The organism is Spirillospora sp. CA-142024 (assembly GCF_050942325.1).
GTDB lineage: Bacteria > Actinomycetota > Actinomycetes > Streptosporangiales > Streptosporangiaceae > Spirillospora.
On record NZ_CP192077.1, the window covers coordinates 4,036,131 to 4,061,601 of the forward strand.

Here is a 25,471-nt window from a genome sequence, read left to right on the forward strand (position 1 = left end):
GGCGAAAGGAATGATCATGAGCAGGTTTCTCTCGGTTCTGGTTCTGACGGCCGCCACGACCCTGGCCGGGTTCTCCGGCGTGGCCGCCACGGCGTCGGCGGCCACCACCTCGCCGGCGGTCCACGCCTCCGCCAAGGGCGGCCACGACCACCACTGCAAATGCGGCTGCTGCGACAACCACAACACCAACACCAATATCAACATCAACATCTGATCCGATGACGGGCGCCGCCCGCTGACGGGCGCCCCGGCCACCGCTGGCGGAGGTCCGCGCGACCTCCGCCAGCCGTTCATCCGAGCAGGTCGTTCAGCTGGGCTTCGAGCGGTGCCGGCGCGGTGAGGCGGTTGTCCACGGCCGTGTGGGGCACGGGAGGCGGCGTCTCAGGACGCATCCGGGCGGTGAACTCCCCGAACGCCGCCAGCTTGGCGGTGTCGCGGGGCGAAGCCCGTTCCTCCAGCCGACGGCGCAGGGTCACGGCGTCCGTCCTGATCCAGACGAGGTGCACGGGAGCGCCGCCGAGGGCCGCGACCCACTCCGTCCAGCGGGCCTCGTCCCGGATGTGCCCGGTGAAGGGGCCGCTGAGCAGCACCGGGCAGCCGTGGGACCGGATCTCCCGCGCCGTGGCGGTCATCCCCGCGTACTCGTGCCGCTTGACGTGCTCGTCGTACCAGGGGCCCTCACGCTCGCCCGGATCACGGGAGGACGCCGCGAGCGTCGCCGCCACGAACGGCCCGTACATCGTGTCCTTGTCCAGCAGTGCCGGGACGGGACGCAGCCGGGCCAGGAGCAGCTCCGCGACCGTCGTCTTGCCGGAGCCGGGCGGCCCCGCCACCACCCAGGCCGGGGCGGATGTCACGTGGACAGGCGCATGCGGCGGGTCGCCAGCCGCTCGATGCGCGCCTCGTCGACCTCGTTGCCGAGACCCGGCTGGGTGAGCGGGACGCCGACGACACCGCCGGACGAGCGGACCGGCGGCGTCACGAACACCGGGCCGCCCGCCGGGTCGGACACGTCGCTCGGCAGCGTGCACCCGGGCAGCGCGGCGAGCGCGACCGCGGCGGCCTGCCCGATGCCGAACGCGCCGCACCCGCTGCACCACACGTCCCACCCGGCGGCGTAGGCCAGGTCGTGGGCGCTGCGCGCCGCGGTCAGCCCGCCGAGCCGGTCGAGCCGCAGGTGGAGGGCCCGGCCCGCGTCGAGCATCAACGCCGCGTCGAGCGTCTCCAGGTCGCCGACCGCCGGGGCCACGGCGGTGCTCACCCGCAGCTGGAGCCGGGCGTGCGCGGCCAGGTCCCCGGCGGGGAACGGACGCTCGATCGCCGCCAGGCCGTAGGCGTCGAGGGCTTCGAGCGCGGCGAGGTGGGCGGGCGACTCGCCGTAGGCGTGGCCCGCGTCGGCGACGAGCGCCAGCGCCGGATACGCCTGCCGGATCGCGCGGACGGGCTCGACGTCCCAGCCGGGACGGACGTCCAGGGTGACGCGGGTGTGGCCCGCTCCGACGGCCTTGTTGACGCGGCCCGTGATCGTGTCCAGCGCCGGTTCGGGGGAGATCCGCGCGCCCGTGACGATGGACGTGCGGGTCCCGCCGAGCGCGTGGGCGAGCGGCACGCCGCGGGTCCGGCACCACAGGTCCCAGCAGGCCGTGTCGACGGCCGCCGCGGCCTCACTGGCGCCGAGGTCGGCGGCGGCGGACACGTCCTCGGGGCGTTCCCAGTCGAGCCCGATCAGGGCCGGCCCCATGCGCTCCTCGATGTCCGCCCAGGCCGCGCCCGCGGCGGCGGCGCCCGCCGGGACGGCCATCTCGCCCCAGCCGACGGCGTCGTCGCCGCTGAGCCGGACGAGGACGCTCTCCGGCCGCCGTCCGCGCGGCATCGTCACGCGGTAGGCGTCGCAGCCGTGGATCCGAGGCACCCGCACCAGCCCTTCTCAGTCATCGTCTCCCTCAATGATCCCCCTTCCCCGGACCAGGAGGGACACCCGCCGGTCAGGGCCGCCGCAGGAACGGGCGCAGCGGGCGCCGCTCGTAGCCGCCGTCCGCCAGGCCGGCGAGCCGCTCGAAGGGGTTGTAGGACGCCCAGTCCCCGCACAGCAGCATCGACGCGCCCGCGCACGCGCCGTAGAGGGGGATCATGGCGATGCCGAGGCACCACGCGTACTGGGTCGAATGCCGTCCCTCATGGCGCAGCAGCCGGGATCCGTCGGCCAGGCCGGACGCGTCACCGCGCACCAGGATCACGTTGCCGACCGTGAACGCGGACGCGATCGGGAACGGCAGCCGGTAGCCGCCGGCCACGAGCAGCCCCTCCGGACCCCTGCGCACGCGGCCCGGGCCACGCGTCGCGGTCGAGGCGAGCAGCAGCCCGAGGCACGTGGACAGGTTGACCGCGTTGACGACCTGCCGGACCCGATGCACCGGTTTCACGCGCCCAGTGTCCTCCCGCCGCCCGCGGCTTGGAACCCCGTAGCAGCGGCGCTCGCGGCTCGTCCTATGGGCAGCTGTTCTCCAGCGACACCGGTTTGGTGTCGGGCTTGGGCGTCTCGGTGGCGCTCGGCGAGCCGTCCGGTGAATCGGTCGGCGAGGCGGTGGGCGAGGCGGTGGGCGTGTCGCTCGGCTTGGCGCTGACCTGCCGGGGGTCGCTGTTGACGGCGTCGGACGTCAGCGCGCGGATCTTGTCGAAGTCCGGGTTCCCGGAGTAGATCAGCGGCGGGACGAACTGCAGGCTGCGGATCTGCGCGCCGTTCTTGACCTTGTTCGACAGCTTCATCAGCGCGGGCAGGAGCTCCTGCGGGATGTCGGTCGACAGCGTCCGCTTGGCCGCCGCGGCGAGCTTGTCGAAGCTCGTGAGGACGGTCTGCGGGTCGGCCTGCTCGGCGATCGCCCGCATCAGGCACTTCTGCCGGCCCATCCGGACGTAGTCGCTGCTGCCGGTGCGGGACCGTCCGTACCAGAGGGCCTCCTTGCCCTTCAGCGTCCGGTAGCCGGGCTGGAGCACGCCGCCCTGCAGCCCGTACGGGATCGGCTCGGTGATCTTGAGCTTGACGCCGCCCATGGCGTCGACGATGTCGGCGAAGCCGAACATGTCGACGAGGATGTAGTAGTCGACGCGCACGCCGAGGATGCCGGCGATGGTGGCCTTCAGCAGTTCGGGCCCGCGGTGGTTCTTGGCGACGCCGGGCACCACGTCGGGGTGGTTCTCGGCGTACTCGTAGACCTCGTTCAGCAGGCCCGGGTTCTGCGGCCCGTCGCCGGTGAAACCGTAGGGGAACCGGTCGTGCGCCGGGCCGGGCGGCATCTGGAACTGCTCCAGGTTGCGCGGCAGGCTCAGCAGCACCGTGTCGCCCGTCTTCGTGTCGACGCTGGCCACGGTCATGCTGTCGGTGCGGACACCGGAGCGGTCGGCGGCGGCGTCGCCGCCGAGCAGCAGGATGTTGACGCGGGACTCACCGTTGAAGGGGTCGTCGGTGTCGACGTGCTTGCCGTTCTCGTTGCCGCTGCGGAAGATGCTGGTCAGCGCGTCCCGGTACACGTAGGTGCTGTGCGCCGACCACGCCACCGGAACCGCGACGGCGAAGCACATCACCGCGACGGAGGCGGCCCCCAGCGTCCGGGCGCCCGCGGCGAGCCGGGCCGGGCGCAGCACCAGGTAGGAGCGGATCACGACGAGGATCCACAGCACGCCGAGCGCGACGAGGCCGCCGGAGATCCGCTGCAGCGCGGCCGGCTGGACGGCCAGGTGCATCAGGTCGGAGCGGTAGAGCGTTCCGGCGGCCGCCAGGACGGCGCCGATCGCCAGGTACAGCGCCAGCAGGAGCCCGCCGGCGATGCGGCGGCCGGTGACGAAATGGGCGATGCCCCAGACCAGGGCGGACGCGAGCGTCAGCGCCAGGGCACGGGGCAACCCCCCGGCCCCGCCGGAGTTGCCGTCCTCGTCCCTGTCCCGGGCACGCCGCCTCGCCGACCGACCCATGTACGCTCCGATTCCCACCCACGGTGAATTAAGCCCTGGCTCACATAATGGACGCGCGGAACCGGGCAAAGGTTGCGTAAGAGTCGACCCCATGCGAGCGGATGTGGCCTCTGGTGCAAGAGTTGTCCAGGATATTGAATTCGCCGCGGTTTGGGGAGCCGGATGCCGACTCCGGCAGAGCGCAGGGCGCGAGCGCGTGGGCCGCGGTCAGCGGCGGGACGATCACCAGCAGGCACAGAACGGACACGGTGGTGCCGCCCGCGAGCCGCCACAACGGCGACAGGCCGTCCGGGACGAGCACGGCGTAGGAGTGGACGATCAGCGCCGCCCACAGCGCCGCGACCAGGACGAAGCCGGCCGTCAGCGCCACCGGCCAGGCGGGCCGCACCGAGGGATGCAGCAGCAGGGAGCGGTCCTGCCCGGCGGCGACGGCGGCGGCCGTCAGCACCAGCGCCTGGACGGCGAGCAGCGCCGCGCCGAGCCGGACGCGCCCGGCCCGCAGGTGCGCGATGCCCGGCAGCGCCGGCGACACCGCGGCGATGAGCAGCGCCTCGGCAAGCCCGCGCAGCGCCGCGTCCCGCGCCCGGCGGTCCCGCTCGGCGCCGCGGGCCGGGGGCGGCGGATCCTCCGCGAGCGGCCTCGTCCCGGCTCCGGCCGGCCCGACGTCGAACATGCTGCGCCCCCCTCGGGGGCGGAGACCCCCTTCTCCGCCCTGGGATAAGAGAGTGCAGGTCAGCGCGTCCGCCACGGGGTGATGGAGGCGGCGTGTCGCGAATCGCGGTGCCGCCGGGCCGCCGGGGCGGCACGGGTTTTACCAGCTGGTGGACAGCGGCATTCCCTCGGCGTAACCGGACGGGCTCTGGATCCCGATCGTGGCCCGCTCGTGGAACTCCTCCAGGGTGCGGGCGCCCGCGTAGGTGCACGAGCTGCGCAGCCCCGCCACGATCGAGTCGATCAGGTCCTCGACGCCGGGACGCTGCGGGTCCAGGAACATCCGGGACGTGGAGATGCCCTCCTCGAACAGGGCCTTGCGGGCCCGGTCGAACGGGGAGTCCTCGGCGGCGCGCAGCCGCACGGCCCGCGCCGAGGCCATCCCGAAGCTCTCCTTGTACAGCCGCCCGTCGGCGGCGCGCTGCAGGTCGCCCGGAGACTCGTAGGTGCCGGCGAACCAGGAGCCGACCATCACGTTCGCGGCGCCCGCCGCGAGGGCGAGGGCCACGTCGCGCGGGTGCCGGACGCCGCCGTCCGCCCACACGTGCCGGCCGAGGCGGCGCGCCTCGGCGGCGCACTCCAGGACGGCGGAGAACTGCGGGCGGCCGACCCCCGTCATCATGCGGGTCGTGCACATCGCGCCGGGGCCGACGCCGACCTTGACGATGTCGGCGCCGGCCTCGATCAGCTCGCGGGTGCCCTCGGCGGTCACCACGTTCCCGGCGACGACCGGGACGCCCGGGTCCAGTCCGCGGACGGCGGCGAGCGCGCTGATCATCTTGTCCTGGTGGCCGTGCGCGGTGTCGACGACGATCAGGTCGGCGCCCGCCTCCTGCAGCGCCTTGGCCTTGCCCGCGACGTCGCCGTTCACCCCGACCGCGGCCGCGATGCGCAGCCGGTCCGCGGCGTCCACGGCGGGCTTGTACAGGGTGGCGCGCAGCGCGCCGGTGCGGGTGAGGACCCCGGCGAGGCGGCCCTCGGCGTCCACGACCGGGGCGAGCCGGTGGCCGCGCTCGTGCAGCCGGTCGAACGCCTCGTGCGGATCGACGCCGGCCGGCAGCGTGACCAGGTCGCGGGACATGATGTCGCGGAGCTGGGCGAACCGGTCGACGCCCTGGCAGTCGGCCTCGGTGACCACGCCGACCGGACGGTCGTCCTCGACGACGATCACCGCGTTGTGCGCGCGCTTCGGCAGCAGCGCGAGCGCGTCCCCGGCCGTGCTGGACGGGCCCAGCCGGATCGGGGTGTCGACCACCAGGTCGCGTCCCTTGACCCAGCCGATGACCTCGGCGACGACGTCGACCGGGATGTCCTGCGGGAGCACCGCGATCCCACCGCGGCGGGCGACGGTCTCGGCCATCCGGCGGCCGGACACCGCCGTCATGTTGGCCACCACGACCGGGACGGTGGTTCCGCTGCCGTCGCCGGTGGCCAGGTCGACCTCCAGGCGCGACCCGACCGAGGAGCGGCGGGGGAGCATGAAGACGTCGTTGTAGGTGAGGTCGTGAGCGGAACGCTCACCGTTGAGCAGGCGCACGGCTGTACTACACACCAATCGCGGATCTGAGTGGCTGGGCCACCGTACATTGTCCGACATACCCGGCGATGCTCCGGCCAAGCCGTGGCGGCGGCCGCCCCCGCGCACTCACGAAAGCCGTTCGAGGGGCCGTGACCAGGGGTGATGACAGTGTGTCCCGGCGGGCCGGCGATGTGATCCACGACGCTCTGTACGCCTTCTTCCAGGCATAACCGACGGGAATCCCCAGACCTGGTGGAAAACGGTGCAACGTGGGGCTTGGCTCTCTGTAAAGTTACCTCTTGACGTAACTGCGCCCTGGATGCACTTTTCTTACATGTGCCTCACGCGGACGGCGGATCCGCCGTAGGGGGCGGGACAGCAGAACACCGGGAGAGGCGCATGCAGGTCACGCATCCGGGCCCGGTCGGCCGTGCCCGTTCGCGCCGCGGGGCGTCCCGGCCGCGCGGCGGTCACCGGAGTGATGATCGCCACCGTGCGCGCCCGCCGCCACGGTGGCGCGCCGCGCCGGGTGCGCGGCGTGAGCCCGGCCGCGTTGCGCTTTCGCGCCGGTTTACGCGGCATCGGAAACGTCGCCGTCCGGAACCGGCCGCCGACGCTTCGACGGCCGCCGGGCATGGCGAACACGAGCAAGATCAATATTTGACGTCATACCGTCTTGAAATGGAATGATCTTGCAGACGCTGGCAAAACGATTCATTACATGTCGAGGAGGAGAGCCGTGCTGGATGCGGTCGACGCCGTGCTCGTCCGCGAGCTCCAGCGGGATGGCAGGGCGACGTTCCAGGCGCTCGCCGACCGTGTCGGGCTTTCCCGCACGGCGGTGCGGGCACGGGTGCAGCACCTTCTCGAAACGCGGGTCGTCCGCGTCGTCGGCATCGTGCACGCCGCCGTCGTCGGCGCGGAGGCGATCGGGCACGTGTCGGTCACCGTGGACGGCTCGGCCAGGGAGGTGGCCGCGGCCATCGCCGAGCGCCCCGCCGTCAGCTTCGCCGCGCTGACCGCCGGCCCGCACGACCTGGTCGCGCAGGTGCGCACCCGCGACGACGCCGCGCTCGCGGCCGAGGTGGACCACGTCCGGTCCGTCCCCGGGGTGCGCGCGGCGGAGGTCTTCCGGTCGGTGTCCACCGTGCGCGACACGCACGCGGTGGTGCGCGAGCTCGGCGAGGTCACCCTCGACGACATCGACTGGCGGCTGCTGCACGAGCTGCAGCGCGACGGGCGCGCCCCCTACACCCGGCTCGCGCACGTCATCGGCCTCTCGCAGGCCGCGACCCGCGCCCGGGTGGTCAGGCTCATGCGCACCGGCGTCATCCAGGTCACCGGCCTGGCCGACCCGCTGGCCCTCGGCGCCGCCGAGCTCGGCGGGTTCGGGCTGCTGGTGACCGGCGGGCTGCGGAAGGTCGCCGAGGCGGTCGCGGCCCAGGACGGCGTCCGGTACCTGGCGACCGGGTTCGGCCGCTACGACATCGTCGGGCAGGCCGAGGCGGCCTCACGCGCCGAGCTGGTGGCCGTGCTCGACGCCATCCGGTCGGTGCCCGGGGCCACGGTGCGGGAGTCCTGGCACCACCTGGACGTGGTCAAGGAGTCCTACACCGTCGAGCTCCCCGAGCAGCCCCTCAACGGGGCGTCCTGACCGAGCCGTCGCCTCGGCCACGGCATGCTCCGTGGCCGGGGCATCGCCCGCTCCCGATCAGTCGCGGGTGAGGGCGACCTCCTCCAGGTCGAGTTCCCACATGACCCGGGTCAGGACCTCGTCGTCGATGCGGCGCTCGTCCCGCATCCGCACGAACACCTGGCGCTCGGCCAGCAGCATCTCCCGCCGCAGCCGCCGGTACGTCGCGGTGGGCAGCTCCTCGCCCTCCGGGCCGGTCCCGCCGCCGAGCCGCTCCCAGGCCCGCAGCTGCCGGTGCTCGGCGAGCTGCCGGAGCCGCTCCACCACCGACTCGTCCAGCCGCTCCTCGGCGTACAGCTCCTCCAGCCGGTCCAACGCCGCCTGCGCGGCGGCGTGCTGGGCCCCGGCCTCGGCCACGGTGTCGGTGTAGCGCTCGCGGCCGCCGCCGATGCCGAGCGCCCGGATCAGCGCCGGGAACGTCAGCCCCTGCACCAGCAGCGTCCCGAGGACGGTCGTGAAGGTCAGGAACAGGATCAGGTCCCGTCCCGGGAACGGCTTGTCGCCCGTGGTGACGAACGGGACCGCGAACGCGGCGGCGAGCGACACCACCCCCCGCATCCCCGCCCACGACACGACGACCATGCCGCGCCAGCCGACGTTCCCGAGCGACCGCTCCCGCCGGGACAGCAGCCGCGGGAGCTGCGAGGCGGGGAACACCCACACGAACCGCGCGGCGACCGTGACGGCGAAGACGGCGACCGCCCACCAGGTCAGCTGCTGCCAGCTGCGTCCCGACAGCTCGTTGACGACCGGCGGCAGCTGGAGGCCGATCAGCAGGAAGACCACCGACTCCAGCACGAACACCATGACCTTCCAGAACGAGTGGCCGATCAGCCGGGTCACCGCCCCGGACTCGGTGTCCCGGTTGCCGAGGTACAGGCCGCTGACCACCACCGCGATGACGCCCGAGGCGTGCACGCTCTCCGCGATCAGGTAGGCGGCGAACGGCGCGACGAGCGCGACGCCGTTCTCCACCAGCGGGTCGTTCAGCCTGGTCCGCAGCCAGTGCAGCGGCGGCCCGAGCAGCAGCCCGACGGCGGCCCCGACGGCGGCGGCGAACAGGAACCGCCACACGCCCTCCATGAGCGTGAACCCCGCCCCCGTCGCCGCTATCAGCGCGACCCGGAACGCGGTCAGCGCCGTCGCGTCGTTGAACAGGCTCTCCCCGACCAGGACCGTCACCGTCCGGCGCGGCAGGCCGAGGCGCTGCGCGACGCTCACCGCCGCGACCGCGTCCGGCGGCGCCACGATCGCGCCGAGCACGCAGGCCGCCGACAGAGGCAGCCCGGGGACGAGCAGGTACGCCGCGTATCCCACGGCGAACGTGGTGAAAAGCACCAGCCCGATCGACAGCAGCCCGATCGACCAGACGTTCTGGCGCAGGTTGGTGAACGAGCTCTTCCAGGCCGCGGAGAACAGCAGCGGCGGCAGGAACACGAAGAGCACGAACTCGGGGTCGAGCTCGAACTCCGGGACGCCCGGAACGAACGAGAAGGCCAGCCCCGCGATCACCAGGACCAGCGGGGCCGACAGCCCGATGCGCCGCGCCGCCGCGGCCACCATCAGCGCGCCGACCGGAACGGCCAGCAGCCAGAGTGCGTGCGTCGTCTCCACCTGCCAGATGATGGCATGACCGCGGAAACCCGACGCCCCCGCGGGCACGATCGGCGGGGCCGGCCGTCAGCACCCATCTGGGGGGCGACCCCCCCCAGACCCCCGGCAAAGCCGCTGACCCGCTCCTTCGCCGGCGCTCAGTCGTCGGGTCAGCGCGGGTGGGTCTCGCGGGGCGTCTCTTTGGCGAAGGTGAGGAAGTCCCGTGCGGCGGGAGGCAGCCGGCGGTGCGCGTGGACGAGCCCGATCATGCGGGTGAGCGGCGGCATGAACGAGCGGATCGTCACGCCCTCCGTGTCGTCGATCTGGTTGCGGTACCACAGCAGGGAGCCCATGCCGGCGCGGACCCAGCCGAGCCACGCGCCGCGCTCGTCGGACTCCACCGCGGCGACCGGCGTCGCGCCGATCCGCCGCAGCATCGTGTCGATCTCGGCGCGGCGCGCGCTGCCCCGGGCGGGCAGGACGAGCCGCATCCCGTCCAGCGCCGCGGGCTGCACCGGCTCGCGGACCTTCAGCGTCGGCGGCGAGATCAGCACCACCTCCCGCTGCTCGAACGGGTGCGCGGTCATGTCGCCCGGGACGGGCAGGTCGGTCAGCGCGAGGTCGGCGCGGCCCGTGCGCAGCGCGCCCGCGACCTGGTCGCGGTCGGCGCAGCGCACGACCCGGACCCGGACGGCGGGCTGGTCGCGGGCGAAGCGGGGGATCAGCCGCCCGGTCAGCTCCGGTTCCAGGGACGCGGTGACGGCGATGCGCAGTTCCGCGCCGCGGCCGTTGGCCCGGGTGACCGAAAGCCCCTCGATCGCGTCGACGGCGTCCAGCGCGATCCGGGCCTGCCGGACGACCTGCTCCCCGACGGGGGTGAGGACGACGCCCCGGCCCGACCGGGCGAACAGCTCCACGCCGAGTTCGCGCTCCAGCTCGCGGACGGCCCGCGACAGCGCGGGCTGAGCCACGTAGAGAGCCTGGGCCGCCGACGTCATCGTGCCGTGGTCGGCGGTCGCCACGACATAGCGCAGCTGCCGCAGATTCATGCACCGACCGTATGCCAACGAACCGCTGCGGTCCTGGACATAGCCGGATCCGGACCCGGCAATCCGGCCCGCCGGGCCGATGATCAGGCCTTGGTCTCGGGCGGCGCGCCACCGGCGGGCTCGGCGGACGGCACGGTCTCCCGCTCGGGCTGGAGCTGCGGTGCGCCGACACCGCAGTGGCTCCTGCACTCCGGCTCGACCGCCTCCCCGGCCGGCGTCCGCAGCGCGTCGCCGGAGACGGTGAGGAAGGTCAGCACGGCCCCGGCCACCAGGAGGATCGCGCACGTCACCATCGCGTGCCAGAACCCGCGCGAGAAGGCGTCCGGATCGTCGAAGGCGTCGCCCGTGAGCCCGGTCAGCGGCGGGATCGCCGCCACCGCGAGCAGCCCCGCGGCCCGCGCCACCGCGTTGTTGACGCCGCTGGCGACGCCCGCGTGACGCTCGTCGGCGGTGGCGAGGACGGTCGCGGTGAGCGGTGCGACCACGGCCGCCAGCCCCAGCCCGAACACGACCACGGCCGGCAGCACGTCCCGGACGTAGGAGGCGCCTTCGCCGATCCGGCCGACCAGCAGCATCCCGGCGGCCGCGACCAGCAGGCCGACGGTCATCGGCAGCCGCGGGCCGATCTTCTGCGCGAGCGCGCCCGCCCGCGCCGACAGCAGCAGCATCAGCACGGTGACCGGGAGCAGCGCCGTCCCCGCGGCGATCGGGGAGAACCCGCCGACGACCTGCAGGTTCAGGACGAACAGGAAGAACAGCACGCCCATCGCGCCGTACATGATGAAGGTGACGACGTTGACGGCGGAGAACTGCCGGGAGGCGAACACGTCCAGCGGCAGCATCGGCTGCGGAGTCTCCCGCCCGGGCCGCCTGCCCGGCAGATGCCGGCTTCTGCCGCGCGCCCGCTCGACGAGCACGAACGCGACGGCCGCGGCGACGCCCGCGGCGGCCGCGGCGACGATGACCGGCGCGGCGGCGCCGCCGCCCGGCGCCTCGGTGAGCGCGTACGTCGTCCCCGCCAGCGCCAGCGCCGCCAGCGCCGCGCCGAGCACGTCGAAGCGCCCGCGGGCCTGCGGGTCGACGCTCTCCGGGACGTGCCGCACCGCGACCAGCACCACCACAGCGGCGAGCGGCACGTTCAGCAGGAACACCCACCGCCACCCGGCCGCCTCCACCAGCCAGCCGCCCGCGAACGGGCCGATCGCGCCCGCGACGCCGCCGAGGCCCGACCAGGCGCCGACCGCGCGGGGCCGGTCGCCGGGCGTGAACGACGCCTGGATGATCGCCAGCGATCCCGGGGTGAGCAGCGCCCCGCCCACGCCCTGCAGCGCCCGCGACACGATCAGCATCTCGGTGTTCGGCGCGGCGCCGCACAGCACCGACGCGACGGCGAACCACACCACGCCGACGAGGAAGATCCGGCGCCGCCCGAACCGGTCCCCGAGCGAGCCGCCGAGCAGGATGAATCCGGCGAGGGTCAGCGTGTAGGCGTTCACCGTCCACTGGAGGTCGGCCATGTCGGCGTTCAGGTCGCGGGCCAGCTTCGGGAGCGCCACGTTCACGACCGTGGCGTCGAGCATCGCCACGCTCGACCCGAGCACCGTCGCCAGCAGGATCCAGCGTCCGGGGCCGCTGCGCAGGCGGACGTCGGGCATCAGACGATCAGTTCATCGACGAAGCACCAGCGCCAGTCCTCGCCCGGCTCGAACGACCGGACGATCGGGTGCCCCTCCTTCTGGAAATGCGCGCTCGCGTGCCGCATCGGGGAGGAGTCGCAGCAGCCCACGTGCCCGCAGCCGAGACAAAGCCGCAGATGAACCCACCGGGTGCCCTCTTCCAGGCACTCCTGGCACCCCTGCGGGGTGTTCGGGGACGGGTCCTCCACGGGGACGGTCTGCACGTGCTCACAAGTGGCCATGCTTGCATCGTGCCACGGCGCCGGTGAGAGGATCACCAGTGGTCGGGGCTGAAGGGCTCGTCCTCGGGACGCGCGGACTCCGACAGCAGCCGCAGGTCCGACTCGACCATCATCGTGACCAGGTCCTCGAACGTCACCTCGGGCTCCCAGCCGAGCTGCTCGCGGGCCTTCTTCGGGTCCGCGCACAGCAGGTCGACCTCGGCCGGGCGCGTGTACTTCTCGTCCAGGACGACGTGGTCCTGCCAGTTCAGGCCCGCGGTACGGAACGCGAACTCCACCAGCTCCCGCACCGACTGGGTCTGGCCCGTTCCGATGACGTAGTCCTCGGGGGCGTCCTGCGCCAGCATCATCCGCATCGCGCGGGCGTAGTCGCCGGCGAAGCCCCAGTCACGCCGGGCGTCGAGGTTGCCGAGCCGCAGCTCGGTGGCCAGGCCCAGCTTGATCCGCGCGGCCCCCAGCGACACCTTCCTCGTCACGAACTCGGCGCCCCTGCGCGGCGACTCGTGGTTGAACAGGATCCCGCTCACCGCGAACATCCCGTAGGACTCGCGGTAGTTCTGCGTGATGTAGTGCCCGTAGCTCTTCGCCACCCCGTACGGGCTGCGCGGGTGGAACGGCGTCTTCTCGTTCTGCGGCGTCTCCCGCACCATCCCGAACATCTCCGAGGACGACGCCTGGTAGAACCGGATCTGCTCGCGGCCCGGCGTCCGGGACGGGCTGATGCCCGACACCACCCGGATCGCCTCCAGCACCCGCAGCACGCCCATCCCGGTGACCTCGGCGGTCAGCTCGGCCTGCTGCCACGACATCGGCACGTAGGAGATCGCGCCCAGGTTGTAGACCTCGTCGGGCTGGACCCGCTCCACCGCCGAGATCAGGCTGCCCTGGTCCAGCAGGTCCCCGGTGGTGATCTGCACGTCGCCGATGTGCTTGCGCAACCGCGACACATGGGGGTTCGCCTGCCCCCGCACCAGGCCCCAGACCTCGTACCCCAGCGCAAGCAGATGCTCGGCCAGATACGAGCCGTCCTGTCCGGTGATGCCGGTGATGAGTGCTCGCCTGGACAGCGGATCCTCCATGGCTGAAATAGGTCCGACGGGGCCCACCACGGGCGTAACCCGCAACGAGCGTGAAATATGAGATTACCGACCAGGCCACGGCGATGACGAGAGAGGGCGCCCTTTGAACCGAATTCCCTTCTGGTTCGCTCGCCGGGGCCGGGCGGGGCGCTTCGCGGCGGCCCGGGATCAGTGGGCGGCTTCGCGCTGCCGGGCGCGGTAGGCGGCGACGTGCATGCGGTTGCCGCACGTCCGGCTGTCGCAGTAGCGGCGGCATCGGTTGCGCGACAGGTCCACCAGCACGCGGGAGCAGTCCGGCGCCTCGCAGGTGCGCAGCCGGTCCAGCTCGCCCGCGGCCACCACGTACGCCAGCGCCATGCCGCAGTCGGCGGCCAGGTGCTCGCCGAGCGGCGCGCCGGGCGCGAAGAAGTGCACGTGCCAGTCGTAGTCGTCGTGGTCGGTCAGATGCGGCGTGGTGCGGACCTCGCCGACGATCTCGTTGATCCGCCGGACGGCGGACGGGACGTCCCCGGAGCGGAACACCGCGTGGAACCGGTCGCGCAGGTCCAGTACCCGGGCGAGGTCGGCCGCCGAGAGCTCGCCCACGTCGCTGAAGGCGTTGCGGTCCACGAACGCGCGCAGGCCGGGCAGGCCGCCGAGCTCCTCCGCGCCGGACGCCGCCGCGCCCGTGTTGATCAGGTCGACGACGACGGTGAGCGCGTGCTCGGTGTCATGGGTGAAGATCACAGGGACTCCAGTCTCGGGGGACCGGGGCGGTCGGGTGTCCGGCGGCGGCGCCGGGGCCGGAACGCGGCCCGTCGCCCCCACCATATGACGCCGATCGCGCACGTCCATGCCCACCCCGCCAGGACACGCTGGCACGCCGGAGGCCTGATCCGGCCGGTCAGCGCTCGTAGTGCGGGTCGGCGACCACCGGGTAGTACGCGTCGGTGTGCTGGACGCGCATCGTGACCGCCGAGCCCTCCAGCGCGTAGTCCGCCTTCACCTGCCGGAACATCGTGTCGCTCGCCCACGGGTTGTACAGCCGCCCGACGGTGGCGCCGTAGCGCAGATGGACGACGTCGTAGCCGCCGGACGGCATCGACTCCAGCGTCAGGCCGTCGGCGAGGGAGACGGAGAACCGGAACTCCGTGGGGGCGTCGGGACCGTGGATCACCGTGAGCAGCCGCACCCCGCCGGCCGTGGTCTGGGCGACGATGTCGGTGTCGACGTCCACGCCGACGAACACCCGCAGGCTGGGACGCAGGATCTGCGCGACCGTGTCGGCGGCCGCGACGTCGATGCCGAGGTGGATCCGCTGGCCGTCCCTGGTCGGCACCCACACCCCGTCACGGGCCCGCTGCCCCCAGGCGACGTCGGGGTTCTCCATCTCCTGGGGCTCGTTCTTGCCTCGCGCGACCAGAATCCTGGAGGCGGCGTTCATCGCCGCGGCAGCCCCGTCCCGTGCATGCCTCATGGCGGGCCCCCTCGCCTTCTTCCATCACCTGAGTGACTCGCGCTCATCCTGGGTTTACCACGGGCAGGGCGGACAGGACGTCCCTTGGCCTGCCGCGGGTCGTTCGGTGACGTTCGCCCCGTGCGTCGTTGGACCTTACACCACGCTTATACGCGCCGGTCGGGCCGGACGGCGATCCCTGAAGCGGCCGCTCCGGGCGCCTGTGACGGTGTGCGTCCGGCGCTTCACGCAGCGGACCGCGGGCCGTCCGGAGACCGGACGGCCCGCGGTTCCGCGCTCGCTTTAAGCGATCGCAGGCTCACCCATTGTGATGGCGGCGGAAAGGTCGCCGAGCACCTCGCCGAGCCGGTCCAGAGCGTCGGCGATCCAGGGCAGCGATGCCGGTGCCGGAGCCGCCAGGGCCGCGAGTCGCTGCTCGTCGTTCTCCCCGTAGAGCTGGCTCGGCGCCACCCGCATGCGCAACGCCGCCGGGGCGTCCCCGAAGGAGCTGCCCGGCAGCACGCCGACTCCGTAACGTTCCAAAAGCAGGTGCGTGAGGTCGGCGGCCGTGCGGACGCCGTGGTTGGCCTCCAGCACGTCCCGCATCGGGCCGAAGTCCGGGTAGACGTAGAAGGCCGCTTCCGGCCGCGTGACCCGCGCGCCCGCGGCGGCGAACCGGTCGGCGACCGCGCCGGTGACCGCGGCGTGCAGCCTTCTGCTGCGGTCGATGTGCTCGACGAGCTCGGGCGGCTCGGCGAACGCGTACGCGGCGGCGTGCTGCATCGGGGCCGGGGCACTGGACCAGATCTCGCTCGCCACCCCGAGCACGCTGTCGCGCAGCGCGCGGCCGAACGGCCCGTCCGGCAGCCGCGCAACGCCGAGCCGCCAGCCGCCGGCCGCCAGGCTCTTGCTCAGCGCGGTGGTCACGACGGTCCGCTCGGGCGCGTACCGCGCAGGGGCCGGCACCGTTCTCCCAGGCGTGTGCACCAGGTCCCGGTAGATCTCGTCCGAGATGACGACCAGGTCCTGCTCGCGTGCCACCGCGCACAGCCGCCGGACGGTGTCCTCGGACGCGATCGTCCCCGTCGGGTTGTCGGGCAGCGTCACCACCACGGCGCGGACGTCGCGGCCCCGGGCGCGGGCCCGCACGACGACGTCGGCCAGCAGCGCCGGGCTCGGGACGCCGCCCTCGCCCGGCGGGGTGGCGACCCGGATCGGCTCCACGCCCGCCAGCGACGCCTGCGCCGCGTAGCTCACCCAGCTCGGGGCCGCGACGACGACGTCACCCCCCAGCGCGGTCAGCAACGCGAACAGCAGCGGCTTGCTGCCGGGACCGGCGACCACCATGGACGGATCGGTCTCCAGCCCCCGCCGCGCCCAGTACCCGGCCGCCGCGGCGCGCAGCGCGGCGGACCCGGCCACCGGCCCGTAACCGCCCCGGCCCGCGGCCGCGGAGAGCTCCCGGGTGAGCGCCGGATGTATGGGGATCCCGGCCTCCCCGAAACCAAGGGGAAGGACGCGCTCCCCCCGCCTGCGCTTGCGGGCTATGGCCTCGTTGACCGCGAGCGTCGCCGACAGGGGGACCGGGCGCGGTTGGAACGACAGCGGCCGGACGGATGCGGGCACATTCTGGGCAGGCATGAATACTCCAAAGGGCATGGCGAGATAGACGGTGGGTGACCGTGGAATCCCCGTGTGTGCGACCCGGCCGGGTTCGCCTAATGCTTGCCCGCTTTCAGCATCATCACAAGCGAGTCTCATCGATGGTGACCGTAAGATGGGCTGATGCTAGAGCTGCGCCGCCTGCGGCTGCTCGCCGAATTCGCCCGCCGCGGAAGCATCGCGGCGACCGCCGCCGCCCTCGGTTACACGCCGTCCGCGGTCTCCCAGCAACTGGCCGCGCTCGAACGGGAGGCGCGCGTCCCGCTGCTGGACCGGACCGCCCGCAGCGCCGAGCTGACCGACGCCGGGCGCCGCCTCGCCGAACGCGCCGAGGAGATCCTCGGACTCGTGGAGTCGGCCGAGGCCGAGTTGTCCGCCCAGGCCGACACCCCCATGGGGCGGGTGGTGGTCACCGCGTTCCCGACCGCGGCCGTCGCCTTCGCGCCCGCGCTGGCGAAGAGCCTCGGCGACCATCCCGGGCTCACCTTCGTCCTGCGGCAGTCCGTGCCGGGGGCCGGCATCCGCCAGGTGCAGAACGGCGAGGTCGACATCGCGCTCATCGACGACTGGACGGGCAAGGTCCCCGATCAGTCGCCCGCGGCACTGGAGTTCTTCCACCTGCGCCGCGATCCGCTCGTCCTGGTCGTCCCGGACACCCATTCCATGTCGCATCCGGACCGGCCCGTCGACCTGCAGCAGCTCCGGGAGGAGCCGTGGATGGCGGCGCCGCCCGGGGAGCCGTCCCGGCAGGCCGTCGAGCGGCTCCTGGACACCGTCGGCGGGGCCCGCCCCGTCCCCTGGGAGTTCGAGGGCCTGCACACGATCCTGAGCCTGGTGGCGCGGGGCATCGGCATCACCGCGGTCCCCGCGCTGGCGCTCGCCGCCGGCGACCAGGGCGTGGCCGTGCGGCGCATCCCCGAGTGCACGCTGGCCCGGGAGGTCTACGCCGTCACCCGGACGGCCAGCGTGCGCAGGCCGTCGGTGGCGGTGACGCTGCGCGCCATCTACGCCGCCGCCCGCGACGTCCAGCCCACGACTCCCGAAGCCTGACGCATGTCCCGTCCGGGCTCGGGTATCCGGGTGAAACGCCCAGGTCAGGGCCGAGCCCGGAAGCTCCTGAAATCCGGCGGAGGAGGGCCGGGACCGAATGGTTCGACTCTGGCCGGATCCGGCCTTGATCCGCACCTTGCCGCCCCCGCGGCCGAACTAAGCAGGGAACAACCCGCGCGTCACGGATCGTTCGAAAACGGACGGCAACGTGCGGATCATCACGTACGGTGGTGCGAATCGTGAGCAGATCCGAGTCCATGCAGACCGATTGGGGAGCGCAGCGCTCGATGGAACGACCGGCGAGCACGACCGCGGAGCCGCCCGGACTGGTCCGGGCGCCCAGGCCACAGGACGGCAAGGGACACGCGGGAGGCCACCACGTCTTCGAACTGCCGCGGGTGACGGCGCTGCTCATGCACGCCCTGCCGCGTTTCGTGGAGGGGGTCATCGCCCCCGTCGCGGTCTTCTATGGCGCCCTCATGATCCTCGGGCTGAACGGCGCGCTCATCGCCGCCGTCGCCTGGGTGTACGGCGGGATCATCTACCGGTACGTGCGCGGGCACCCGGTGTCGGGGATGCTGATGCTGGCCGCGGTCGGCGTGACGGTCAGGGCCGGGCTCGCCGCCGCGACGCACAGCGCGGTCATCTACTTCCTGCAGCCGACCCTCGGCACGCTCGCCGTCAGCATGGCCTTCCTCGCCTCGGTGCCGCTCGGACGGCCGTTGGCGATGAAGCTCGCCAAGGACATGGCGCCGATTCCGGAGGCGTTCTACAAGCACGCCAGGGTCCACCAGTTCTTCCTGCGCATTTCGCTGCTGTGGTCGGCGGTGCTGCTCGCGAACGTGGGCATCAGCCTGTGGATGCTGTTCAACGAGTCGATCAGCATGTACCTGTGGATCCGCACCGGCATCGTGGCGGGCCTGGGCGGGATCGGCATCGCCCTGTCGGTCTGGGGTTTCAAGCGCGTCGTGCGCCATGTGAACCGCGAGCCCGCCCCGCAGTCCTCCACCGGCTCCGCCGCCTGACACGGCCTCCGTCGGCCGCTTGAGCGGCTCTTCGACGGCCGCCTGAGCGGCGCCCTGCCGCCGGCTCGAACGGCAAATCTTCGGTTCCGTCCGAACCCGCGCCCCGTTCGGGGCGTCTCCATCCTTGAATCAATTTCACCGGACACTAGGTGAATTCATGGGCTTGGGGGTCTTTGTGGGGACTAAGGGTCGGGTGGGGCTTGTGGTGGCCGGCGGCACGGGCACGCTGGCGCTGCTCGTGACCGGCTGCTCGGTCGGGGGCGCGGGCAGGCTCGCCTCGGGCGGGTCGGACACGACCGTGACGATCACGCCGGCCACCGGGACCGCCCAGGTCAAGCCGGACGGGACGGTCGAGGTCAAGACCGACGGCGGGAAGCTGCAGAACGTCACGGTCCAGGGCGCGGGCGCCACCATCACCGGCAAGTACGGCGACGGCCACAAGACGTGGCGCTCCACCCGCACCCTGACGCCCGGGACGTCCTACACGGTCACCGCTCAGGCCAGCGGCGGCGGCAAGACCCGCACGGCGACCAGTTCGTTCACGACGCTGAAGCCGTCCGAGACGCTGTCGATCGTGGACGTCACCCCGAACCTCACGGGAGAGAAGGTCGGCGTCGGCATGCCGATCTTCGTCCGGTTCAACCGCCCGGTCACCGACAAGGCGGCCGTGGAGCGGACGCTGCACGTCACCCCGGACAAGCCGGTGGAGGGCGCGTGGCGGTGGGTCGGCTCCGACCAGGTCATCTACCGGACGAAGACGTACTGGCAGCCGCACCAGACGGTCCGCTTCCAGGCGGACCTTGCCGGGGTGAACGCGGGCGGCGGCGTCTACGGGGCCAAGGACGCGCGGGCGAACCTCACCATCGGCGCCTCGCAGATCACCACCGGCGACATCGGCGATCACCACATGACGGTGACCCGCGACGGCAAGAAGCTGCGCACGATCCCGTTCAGCGCCGGCAACGGCCAGACCCGGGAGTTCACCACCACCAGCGGCGTCCATCTCCTGATGGAGAAGGGCAACCCGGTCACGATGACGTCGCCGGGCCGCAAGGAGGGCGACGCCGGCTACTACAAGACGGTCGTGAACTACGCCGTCCGCTTCTCCAACAGCGGCGAGTACGTGCACTCGGCGCCCTGGTCGCTCGGCTCGCAGGGCTCGGCGAACGTCAGCCACGGCTGCCTGAACGTCAGCCCGGCCAACGCCAAGTGGTTCTACGACATCATGCAGCGCGGCGACGTGATCAAGCTGACGGGCAGCGACCGCGAGGTCGAATGGGACAACGGCTGGTCCGTCTTCCAGCTGCCGTTCGACAAGTGGCGCGAGGGCAGCGCCCTCCGCTGAGCCACGAGCGGAATATCGCAGAGAGTGATCGTCACAACGCCCTCTTGCAACGCTTTGATCTCGGACGCCCCCCAAACCCCCGGGTCATGGCATGATCGTCGACTTTTGTCGCTAATGTCGCTGTGGTAGACGGCGGGGTTCTGGAGGTTGTGGTGCAGCGGAGGGTTTCCGCAGGGGTTCGTGCGGGCGCAGGGATGGCGGGAGTCGTGCTGCTCCTCACGACCGCCTGCAGCGGGGGAGAGAAGGACTCCGGCGTGACCGTCGGGGAGAAGGGCGACGCGACCGTCCCGCAGGTGACGATCAACCCGGGCAACGGCAACACCAAGGCCGCGCCCGAGAACGGCGTCGTCGTCACCGCGGCGGGCGGCACCCTGGAACAGGTCACGGTCACCCTCAAGGGCAAGCCGGTGGACGGCGCGATGACCGCCGACAAGACCAGCTGGAAGTCGCGGACGCTGCGTCCCGGCGCCAAGTACCAGGTCACGGCGGTCGCCAAGAGCCCCAAGGGCAAGTCGACCACGGTCAACGCCACCTTCGCCACGCAGAAGGCGGCGAACGCGCTGAGCATCGTGGACATCACCCCGGGCAAGAACGAGAAGGTCGGCGTCGGCATGCCGATCCAGGTGACCTTCAACCGCCCGGTCGGCGACAAGAAGGCCGTCGAGAGCGCCCTGGAGGTCAAGTCGACCAAGCCGGCCACCGGCGCCTGGTACTGGTCGAACGACACCACGGCGATCTTCCGCACGAAGAACGGCACCTGGTGGGAGCCCAACCAGAACGTGACGTTCACGGCGAAGCTGGCCGGCGTGAAGTCGGGCAAGAAGACCTACGGCGTGTCGGACTTCAGCCGCAGGTTCCGCATCGGCGACTCGCACATCATCACCATCAGCACCAAGAAGAAGCGGGCCGTCGTCGAGAAGAACGGCAAGAAGGTCCGCAGCTGGCCGATCAGCGCGGGCCGCGGCGGCCGCGTCGTCAACGGCGTCGACACCTACCTCACCACCAGCGGCATCCACCTGACCATGGGCAAGGAGAACCCGGCGATCATGACGTCGGAGTGGATGGGCGTCGACCCGAAGGACAAGGCGAACGGCGGCTACAAGGAGGTCATCCCGTTCGCGGTGCGGATCTCCAACAGCGGCGAGTACATCCACTCGATGGCCGCCACCGTGTGGGCGCAGGGCCGCCAGAACGTCAGCCACGGCTGCGTCAACTCGCCGCCCAAGGACGCCCAGTGGTTCTACAAGTTCTCCTACATCGGCGACCCTGTGATCATCACGGGTACCAAGCGCAAGCTGGAGCCGTTCAACGGCACGAGCTACTACCAGATGTCGTGGAACCGGTGGGTCAAGGGCAGTGCGCTCGACCGAACCGTGACCACCGGGTGACGATCGCCGGGCCCCGCCCGGGGAACGAGCCGGAGACGGCCGTCTGCGATCGGGGAGCCGGTGAACGAGTCAGCGCGCCCGCTGCGAATGCGGCGCCGCGCCCGGCGCAGGGCACACCGTGTCCTGCGCCGTTCGGCGCTCTGGGCACTGCGCCCGCTGCGGCTGCGGCGCGTCCCGCCGCCCGGTGAGCGGCTCCGCGTCCGGATCCTGCTGCAGAACGCGCACGGGACGGGCGGGACGATCCGCACGGTCCTGAACCTCTGCGGCCACCTGGTCCGCGACCACGACGTCGAGATCGTCAGCGTCCTGAGACGGAGCACGAAACCGTTCTTCACGATCCCGGACGGCGTCACGGTCACCTACGCCGACGACCGCTTCGCCGCCAAGGGGCGGGCGGTCCGTGCCCTGGCCAGGCTGCCGAGCCTGCTGACGCCCGCGGACGAGGCGTCCTTCCGCCACATGAGCCTCTGGACCGACCTGTGCCTCTTGCACCGCGCCCTGATGCGCGGCAGGCCGCCCGACGTGCTCGTCGCGACCAGGCCGTCGCTGATCCTGCTGGTCGCCGAGCTCGCGCCGGGCGGTGTCGCCACGATCGGGCAGGACCACATGAACCTCGGGTCCTACCGGCCCGCCCTCCGGCGGCAGATCGTCCGCGCCTACCGCCGGCTCACCGTCGTCGCCACGCTCACCGGCGAGGCCCGCGCCGGCTACGAGGCCGCCCTCGCCGGCTCCGCCGCGCGGGTCGTCCGGATCCCGAACGCCGCGCCGTCGCTGCCGGGCCGGCCGTCCCGGCGCGAGCACAAGGTCGTGCTGGCGGCAGGCCGGCTCGTCCACGCCAAGGGCTTCGACCTGCTCATCCGCGCCTACGCGCCGATCGCCGCGGAGCACCCCGACTGGACCCTGCGCATCTTCGGCGGCGGGCCGCGCCGGGACCGGCTCCGCGCGCTCATCGGCGACCTCGGGCTCACCGGCCGGGTCGAGCTGCGCCCCCGCACCCGCGACCTGCACGCGGAGATGGCACGGGCGTCGATCCACGTGCTGTCGTCGCGCCGCGAGGGCATGCCGATGGTCGTCATCGAGGCCATGGGCATGGGGCTGCCGGTCGTGTCGTTCGACTGCCCGACCGGACCGGCCGAGCTGATCACACCCGGCCACGACGGGCTGCTCGTCCCCGCCGGGGACGTGGACGCCCTGACCGAGGCGCTCCGCGGGCTGATCGCGGACCCCGGACTGCGGGATCGGCTCGGCGACGCGGCCCTGCGGTCCGTGCGCGCCCATCACCTGGACCGCATCGGCCCCCTGTGGTCGCGCCTCATCGCCGGCCTCGGCGCGCCCGCCAGCGTCCGGGGCGGGCAGCCCGGCCGTCAGGCGCCCTTGAGCAGGCCGCGGACGTAGGCGGCCTGGCCCGCGTGCTGCAGATCGTCGGAGACCACGCTGATCAGCCGGACGGCCAGCGTGACCGGCGGATCCCAGGCCCGGTCGACGACCCGGGACAGGTCGTCGTCGGTCAGCGAGGCCACGTACCGGACGGTCCGGTCGTGCACGGCGTCGTGGTACCCGGTCAGCAGATCGGCCGACTCCACCTGGACGGCGGCGACCTGGGCGGCGTTGTGGCCGTACCCGGTGTCGGACGGATCCAGGGGCAGGCCGAACCGGTCGGCCCATCCGTCCTCGGTCCAGACCTGGGCGGTGCCGGCGGCGTCGGCGACGTGGTCGTCCTGGATGCGGGTGAGATGCCAGACGAGCCACGCGATCGAGTTGCCCCTCTCGGCGGGCCGCTCGGCGAGCCGCCGCGCGGGCAGCCCCCCGGCCGCCCCGTGGACGACCTGCTGGATCCTGTCGAAGGCGTCGGTGAGCAGTTGCGCACTGGTCATTGATCCGACGCTACCGTGATCCGCCCCGCGTTTCCGGCAGGCGCCCCCGGGGCGACCTCCTGCCGCGGGCCGTCCACCCGGCTGGGCAGCCGCACGGTCACGACGAGGCCGCCGTCCGGGCGCGGCTCCGCGGTCACTCCGCCACCGTGGGCGGTCGCCGTGGCGCGGACGATCGACAGGCCGAGCCCGGAGCCGCGGTCGGAGCGCACCCGGTCGTTGCCGAGCCGCCGGAACGGCTCGAAGATCGTCTCGACCTCGTAGGCGGGGACGACGGGCCCGGTGTTGGTGACGACGACCTCGGCCCACCCGTCGCGGCCCCGGGTGGCGACGTGCAGGTCGCCGCCCTCGCGGTTGTGCCGGATCGCGTTCTCGACGAGGTTCTGCACGAGCCGCTCCACGAGCACCGGGTCGCCCGAGGTGGGCGCCGGGCCCAGCAGCCGGTCGGTTCCGACGCCGCGGGCCCTGGCCTCCGGGGCGGCCTGCTGGAGGACGTGCCCGGCGACGTCCGCCAGGTCGAGCGGAGCGGCGTCGGCAACGACGTTCCCGGTGTCGGCGAGGGTGAGGAGCCCGTCGATGAGCCGTTCGTGCCGCCCGTTGACGACCAGCAGCGACTCGCCGAGCCGCTTGACGTCGTCGGTGGCGTCCGGGCGGCGCACCGCCACGTCGACGAGCGTCCGGTTGATCGCGAGAGGGGTCCGCAGCTCGTGCGAGGCGTTGGCGACGAACCTTCGCTGCCCGTCGAAGGCGCCGGCCAGCCGGCCGAGCATGGTGTCGAACGTGTCGGCCAGCTCCTTGACGTCGTCGCGCGGCCCCTCGTAGGCGATCCGCTCGGTGAGGTCGTGGCTGCGCGCCACCCGCCGCGCGGTGTCGGTGATCGTGTGGACGGGCCGCAGCGCCCGGTCGGCGAGCAGCCAGCCGAAGCCGAGCCCGGCCGCGCCCACCAGGCCGAGCGCGATGCCGCCCTGGGTGAGCAGCGCGTTGAGCGTCTCCCGCTGGTAGTCCTGGCGTCCCTTGACCAGCACACCCTGGACCTTCTGGAGGGTGACCTGCGGAGCCTCGCCGGGCGGCGGCGCGACGACCTGCCCGCCGGCCCCCGCGGTCTTCCCGCCGGCCCCGTTTGCCTGGAAGACCTGGTCCGCCTTCGCGGGCTCGCCCTGCCTCTGCAGGTTGTTCTGCACGAGCAGGTACGTCAGGCCGAGCAGGACGATGCCCGCGCACACGAACAGGCCCGTGTAGAGCAGCGTCAGCCGCATCCTGATCGTCGGCCGCAGCCGGTCGTTGAACCACGTGGTGCCGGTGTGGGCCCTCGTGGCGTGCGTGGTCGTGGTGTGCGTCGTCATGGAATCCGGTACCCCACTCCCGGGACGGTCTCGATGACCGGGGGATCGCCGAGCTTGCGGCGCAGCTTCATCAGCGTCACCCGGACGGTGTTGGTGAACGGGTCGGTGTGCTCGTCCCACACCTTCTCCAGCAGCCGCTCGGCGGACACGATCGTCCCGTCCGCGCGCAGCAGCTCGGCGAGCAGCCCGAACTCCTTGCGGGCCAGGTGCACGTACCGGCCGTCGCGGAACACCTCCTGGCGGGACGGGTCGAGCCGGATCCCCGCGCGCTCCAGCGTCGGCGGCGCCGCCGGGCGGGCCCGGCGGCCGAGCGCGAGGATCCGCGCCACCAGTTCCTCGAACGCGAACGGCTTGGTCAGGTAGTCGTCCGCGCCGAGGCGCAGCCCGTCGACCCGGGCCGGGACGGTGACCGCGGCGGTCAGCATCAGCACCCGGACGAGCGCCCCGGACTCCACGAGCGCGCGGCACACGTCGTCGCCGTGCACGACGGGCAGGTCCCGGTCCAGGACGAGCACGTCGTAGTCGTTCACGCCGAGCCGTTCGAGCGCGGCGTCCCCGTCGTAGACCACGTCCACGGCGAGGGCCTCGGCCCGGAGCCCCTCGGCGATCGAATCGGCGAGCATCCGCTCGTCCTCGGCGATCAGTACTCGCACGTCTTCCGTCCTCTGCCGTCTCCGGGACGCGCCGCCCGGCGCGTCCTGCCCAAGCTTCGGGGAGGCGGCGTAACGCCGGCATAACGCGATCCGGTTACGCCGGGGTTACCGGCCCGGGACTGAACTTGCGGTCGCCGCCGGCGCACCGTCCGGCGGGGACCGACGAGG

The 25,471-nt window shown here is 72.7% G+C and carries 25 protein-coding genes; 8 read left to right on the plus strand and 17 right to left on the minus strand.

Going from position 1 to position 25,471, the window contains the following annotated elements:
• The first annotated feature begins 16 nt into the window (after positions 1-16).
• The gene (locus tag ACQPZP_RS19520; RefSeq protein WP_433479024.1) at positions 17-214 is read left to right on the plus strand and encodes a hypothetical protein; all 198 of its coding nucleotides are present in this window, start codon (positions 17-19) and stop codon (positions 212-214) included.
• A 76-nt stretch (positions 215-290) separates the two neighbouring features.
• On the opposite strand, the gene ACQPZP_RS19525 is transcribed toward ACQPZP_RS19520, so the two are convergent.
• The 6 genes from ACQPZP_RS19525 to ACQPZP_RS19550 all read right to left on the minus strand — a co-directional run bounded on the left by ACQPZP_RS19525 (position 291) and on the right by ACQPZP_RS19550 (position 6,217).
• Positions 291-857: an AAA family ATPase gene (locus ACQPZP_RS19525; RefSeq protein ID WP_433479025.1), complete on the minus strand. Its 567-nt coding sequence runs from the start codon at positions 855-857 to the stop codon at positions 291-293.
• A complete protein-coding gene (locus tag ACQPZP_RS19530; protein ID WP_433479026.1) occupies positions 854-1,918 on the minus strand; it encodes an enolase C-terminal domain-like protein in 1,065 nt (354 codons plus the stop codon). Before ACQPZP_RS19530 ends, ACQPZP_RS19525 begins: the two co-directional genes overlap by 4 nt.
• 67 nt (positions 1,919-1,985) lie before the next feature.
• Complete coding sequence (locus tag ACQPZP_RS19535) at positions 1,986-2,423, minus strand: hypothetical protein (RefSeq protein WP_433479027.1); 438 nt, start codon at positions 2,421-2,423, stop codon at positions 1,986-1,988.
• Between the two features lie 64 nt (positions 2,424-2,487).
• Positions 2,488-3,969, minus strand: coding sequence for an LCP family protein (locus ACQPZP_RS19540; RefSeq protein WP_433479028.1), 1,482 nt, complete (start codon positions 3,967-3,969; stop codon positions 2,488-2,490).
• Between the two features lie 40 nt (positions 3,970-4,009).
• On the minus strand, positions 4,010-4,642 hold the full coding sequence (locus ACQPZP_RS19545; protein ID WP_433479029.1) for a hypothetical protein: 633 nt from the start codon (positions 4,640-4,642) through the stop codon (positions 4,010-4,012).
• Between the two features lie 138 nt (positions 4,643-4,780).
• Positions 4,781-6,217, minus strand: coding sequence for a GuaB1 family IMP dehydrogenase-related protein (locus ACQPZP_RS19550; RefSeq protein ID WP_433479030.1), 1,437 nt, complete (start codon positions 6,215-6,217; stop codon positions 4,781-4,783).
• 463 nt (positions 6,218-6,680) lie between these two features.
• Between ACQPZP_RS19550 and ACQPZP_RS19555 the strand changes: the two genes are divergently transcribed.
• Positions 6,681-6,863: a hypothetical protein gene (locus ACQPZP_RS19555; RefSeq protein WP_433479031.1), complete on the plus strand. Its 183-nt coding sequence runs from the start codon at positions 6,681-6,683 to the stop codon at positions 6,861-6,863.
• A gap of 75 nt (positions 6,864-6,938) precedes the next feature.
• Positions 6,939-7,853 carry an Lrp/AsnC family transcriptional regulator gene (locus tag ACQPZP_RS19560; protein WP_433479032.1) on the plus strand — a complete coding sequence of 305 codons (915 nt, stop codon included), beginning with the start codon at positions 6,939-6,941 and terminating at the stop codon, positions 7,851-7,853.
• 57 nt (positions 7,854-7,910) lie between these two features.
• On the opposite strand, the gene ACQPZP_RS19565 is transcribed toward ACQPZP_RS19560, so the two are convergent.
• The 8 genes from ACQPZP_RS19565 to ACQPZP_RS19600 all read right to left on the minus strand — a co-directional run bounded on the left by ACQPZP_RS19565 (position 7,911) and on the right by ACQPZP_RS19600 (position 16,607).
• Complete coding sequence (locus ACQPZP_RS19565; protein ID WP_433479033.1) at positions 7,911-9,506, minus strand: Na+/H+ antiporter; 1,596 nt, start codon at positions 9,504-9,506, stop codon at positions 7,911-7,913.
• Between the two features lie 149 nt (positions 9,507-9,655).
• Positions 9,656-10,534: a LysR family transcriptional regulator gene (locus ACQPZP_RS19570; protein WP_433469243.1), complete on the minus strand. Its 879-nt coding sequence runs from the start codon at positions 10,532-10,534 to the stop codon at positions 9,656-9,658.
• Between the two features lie 83 nt (positions 10,535-10,617).
• On the minus strand, positions 10,618-12,189 hold the full coding sequence (locus ACQPZP_RS19575; protein WP_433479034.1) for an MFS transporter: 1,572 nt from the start codon (positions 12,187-12,189) through the stop codon (positions 10,618-10,620).
• On the minus strand, positions 12,189-12,452 hold the full coding sequence (locus tag ACQPZP_RS19580; RefSeq protein ID WP_433469245.1) for a ubiquitin carboxyl-terminal hydrolase 14: 264 nt from the start codon (positions 12,450-12,452) through the stop codon (positions 12,189-12,191). Before ACQPZP_RS19580 ends, ACQPZP_RS19575 begins: the two co-directional genes overlap by 1 nt.
• Positions 12,453-12,484: 32 nt before the next feature.
• Positions 12,485-13,519 (minus strand): GDP-mannose 4,6-dehydratase, encoded by a 1,035-nt coding sequence (locus ACQPZP_RS19585; protein ID WP_433470013.1) that lies wholly within the window; start codon positions 13,517-13,519, stop codon positions 12,485-12,487.
• A gap of 180 nt (positions 13,520-13,699) precedes the next feature.
• Positions 13,700-14,257, minus strand: coding sequence for a CGNR zinc finger domain-containing protein (locus ACQPZP_RS19590; RefSeq protein ID WP_433469246.1), 558 nt, complete (start codon positions 14,255-14,257; stop codon positions 13,700-13,702).
• A 157-nt stretch (positions 14,258-14,414) separates the two neighbouring features.
• On the minus strand, positions 14,415-14,987 hold the full coding sequence (locus tag ACQPZP_RS19595) for a hypothetical protein (protein ID WP_433479035.1): 573 nt from the start codon (positions 14,985-14,987) through the stop codon (positions 14,415-14,417).
• A gap of 282 nt (positions 14,988-15,269) precedes the next feature.
• Positions 15,270-16,607: a pyridoxal phosphate-dependent aminotransferase gene (locus tag ACQPZP_RS19600; RefSeq protein ID WP_433479036.1), complete on the minus strand. Its 1,338-nt coding sequence runs from the start codon at positions 16,605-16,607 to the stop codon at positions 15,270-15,272.
• 144 nt (positions 16,608-16,751) lie between these two features.
• On the opposite strand from ACQPZP_RS19600, the gene ACQPZP_RS19605 reads away from it, so the two are divergent.
• The 5 genes from ACQPZP_RS19605 (at position 16,752) to ACQPZP_RS19625 (ending at position 22,831) form a co-directional block, all read left to right on the plus strand.
• A complete protein-coding gene (locus ACQPZP_RS19605) occupies positions 16,752-17,678 on the plus strand; it encodes a LysR family transcriptional regulator (RefSeq protein ID WP_433479037.1) in 927 nt (308 codons plus the stop codon).
• A gap of 239 nt (positions 17,679-17,917) precedes the next feature.
• Positions 17,918-18,703: a VC0807 family protein gene (locus ACQPZP_RS19610; RefSeq protein ID WP_433479038.1), complete on the plus strand. Its 786-nt coding sequence runs from the start codon at positions 17,918-17,920 to the stop codon at positions 18,701-18,703.
• 193 nt (positions 18,704-18,896) lie between these two features.
• Positions 18,897-20,048, plus strand: coding sequence for an Ig-like domain-containing protein (locus tag ACQPZP_RS19615; protein WP_433479039.1), 1,152 nt, complete (start codon positions 18,897-18,899; stop codon positions 20,046-20,048).
• Between the two features lie 194 nt (positions 20,049-20,242).
• Positions 20,243-21,436 (plus strand): Ig-like domain-containing protein, encoded by a 1,194-nt coding sequence (locus tag ACQPZP_RS19620; RefSeq protein ID WP_433479040.1) that lies wholly within the window; start codon positions 20,243-20,245, stop codon positions 21,434-21,436.
• A 60-nt stretch (positions 21,437-21,496) separates the two neighbouring features.
• Positions 21,497-22,831 (plus strand): glycosyltransferase family 4 protein, encoded by a 1,335-nt coding sequence (locus tag ACQPZP_RS19625; RefSeq protein WP_433479041.1) that lies wholly within the window; start codon positions 21,497-21,499, stop codon positions 22,829-22,831.
• Here ACQPZP_RS19625 and ACQPZP_RS19630 read toward each other — a convergent pair.
• The 3 genes from ACQPZP_RS19630 to ACQPZP_RS19640 are packed head-to-tail and all read right to left on the minus strand — an operon-like array spanning position 22,801 to position 25,303.
• Entirely contained in the window at positions 22,801-23,310 is a 510-nt protein-coding gene (locus ACQPZP_RS19630; protein ID WP_433479042.1) for a mycothiol transferase, read from the minus strand. The genes ACQPZP_RS19625 and ACQPZP_RS19630 overlap by 31 nt on opposite strands.
• The gene (locus ACQPZP_RS19635) at positions 23,307-24,650 is read right to left on the minus strand and encodes a sensor histidine kinase (RefSeq protein WP_433479043.1); all 1,344 of its coding nucleotides are present in this window, start codon (positions 24,648-24,650) and stop codon (positions 23,307-23,309) included. Before ACQPZP_RS19635 ends, ACQPZP_RS19630 begins: the two co-directional genes overlap by 4 nt.
• Positions 24,647-25,303, minus strand: a complete 657-nt coding sequence (locus ACQPZP_RS19640) for a response regulator transcription factor (RefSeq protein WP_433469256.1) — start codon at positions 25,301-25,303, stop codon at positions 24,647-24,649. The genes ACQPZP_RS19635 and ACQPZP_RS19640 overlap by 4 nt, the downstream gene beginning before the upstream one ends.
• Positions 25,304-25,471 lie beyond the last annotated feature (168 nt).

Excerpts from the sequence above, each read along its gene's own strand:
- ACQPZP_RS19520 (WP_433479024.1), top strand. The coding sequence starts at position 17 with ATGAGCAGGTTTCTCTCGGTTCTGGTTCTGACGGCCGCCACGACCCTG.
- ACQPZP_RS19540 (WP_433479028.1), bottom strand. The coding sequence starts at position 3,969 with ATGGGTCGGTCGGCGAGGCGGCGTGCCCGGGACAGGGACGAGGACGGC.
- ACQPZP_RS19545 (WP_433479029.1), bottom strand. The coding sequence starts at position 4,642 with ATGTTCGACGTCGGGCCGGCCGGAGCCGGGACGAGGCCGCTCGCGGAG.
- ACQPZP_RS19555 (WP_433479031.1), top strand. The coding sequence starts at position 6,681 with ATGATCGCCACCGTGCGCGCCCGCCGCCACGGTGGCGCGCCGCGCCGG.
- ACQPZP_RS19570 (WP_433469243.1), bottom strand. The coding sequence starts at position 10,534 with ATGAATCTGCGGCAGCTGCGCTATGTCGTGGCGACCGCCGACCACGGC.
- ACQPZP_RS19575 (WP_433479034.1), bottom strand. The coding sequence starts at position 12,189 with ATGCCCGACGTCCGCCTGCGCAGCGGCCCCGGACGCTGGATCCTGCTG.
- ACQPZP_RS19580 (WP_433469245.1), bottom strand. The coding sequence starts at position 12,452 with ATGGCCACTTGTGAGCACGTGCAGACCGTCCCCGTGGAGGACCCGTCC.
- ACQPZP_RS19595 (WP_433479035.1), bottom strand. The coding sequence starts at position 14,987 with ATGAGGCATGCACGGGACGGGGCTGCCGCGGCGATGAACGCCGCCTCC.
- ACQPZP_RS19600 (WP_433479036.1), bottom strand. The coding sequence starts at position 16,607 with ATGCCTGCCCAGAATGTGCCCGCATCCGTCCGGCCGCTGTCGTTCCAA.
- ACQPZP_RS19605 (WP_433479037.1), top strand. The coding sequence starts at position 16,752 with ATGCTAGAGCTGCGCCGCCTGCGGCTGCTCGCCGAATTCGCCCGCCGC.
- ACQPZP_RS19620 (WP_433479040.1), top strand. The coding sequence starts at position 20,243 with ATGGCGGGAGTCGTGCTGCTCCTCACGACCGCCTGCAGCGGGGGAGAG.
- ACQPZP_RS19630 (WP_433479042.1), bottom strand. The coding sequence starts at position 23,310 with ATGACCAGTGCGCAACTGCTCACCGACGCCTTCGACAGGATCCAGCAG.
- ACQPZP_RS19635 (WP_433479043.1), bottom strand. The coding sequence starts at position 24,650 with ATGACGACGCACACCACGACCACGCACGCCACGAGGGCCCACACCGGC.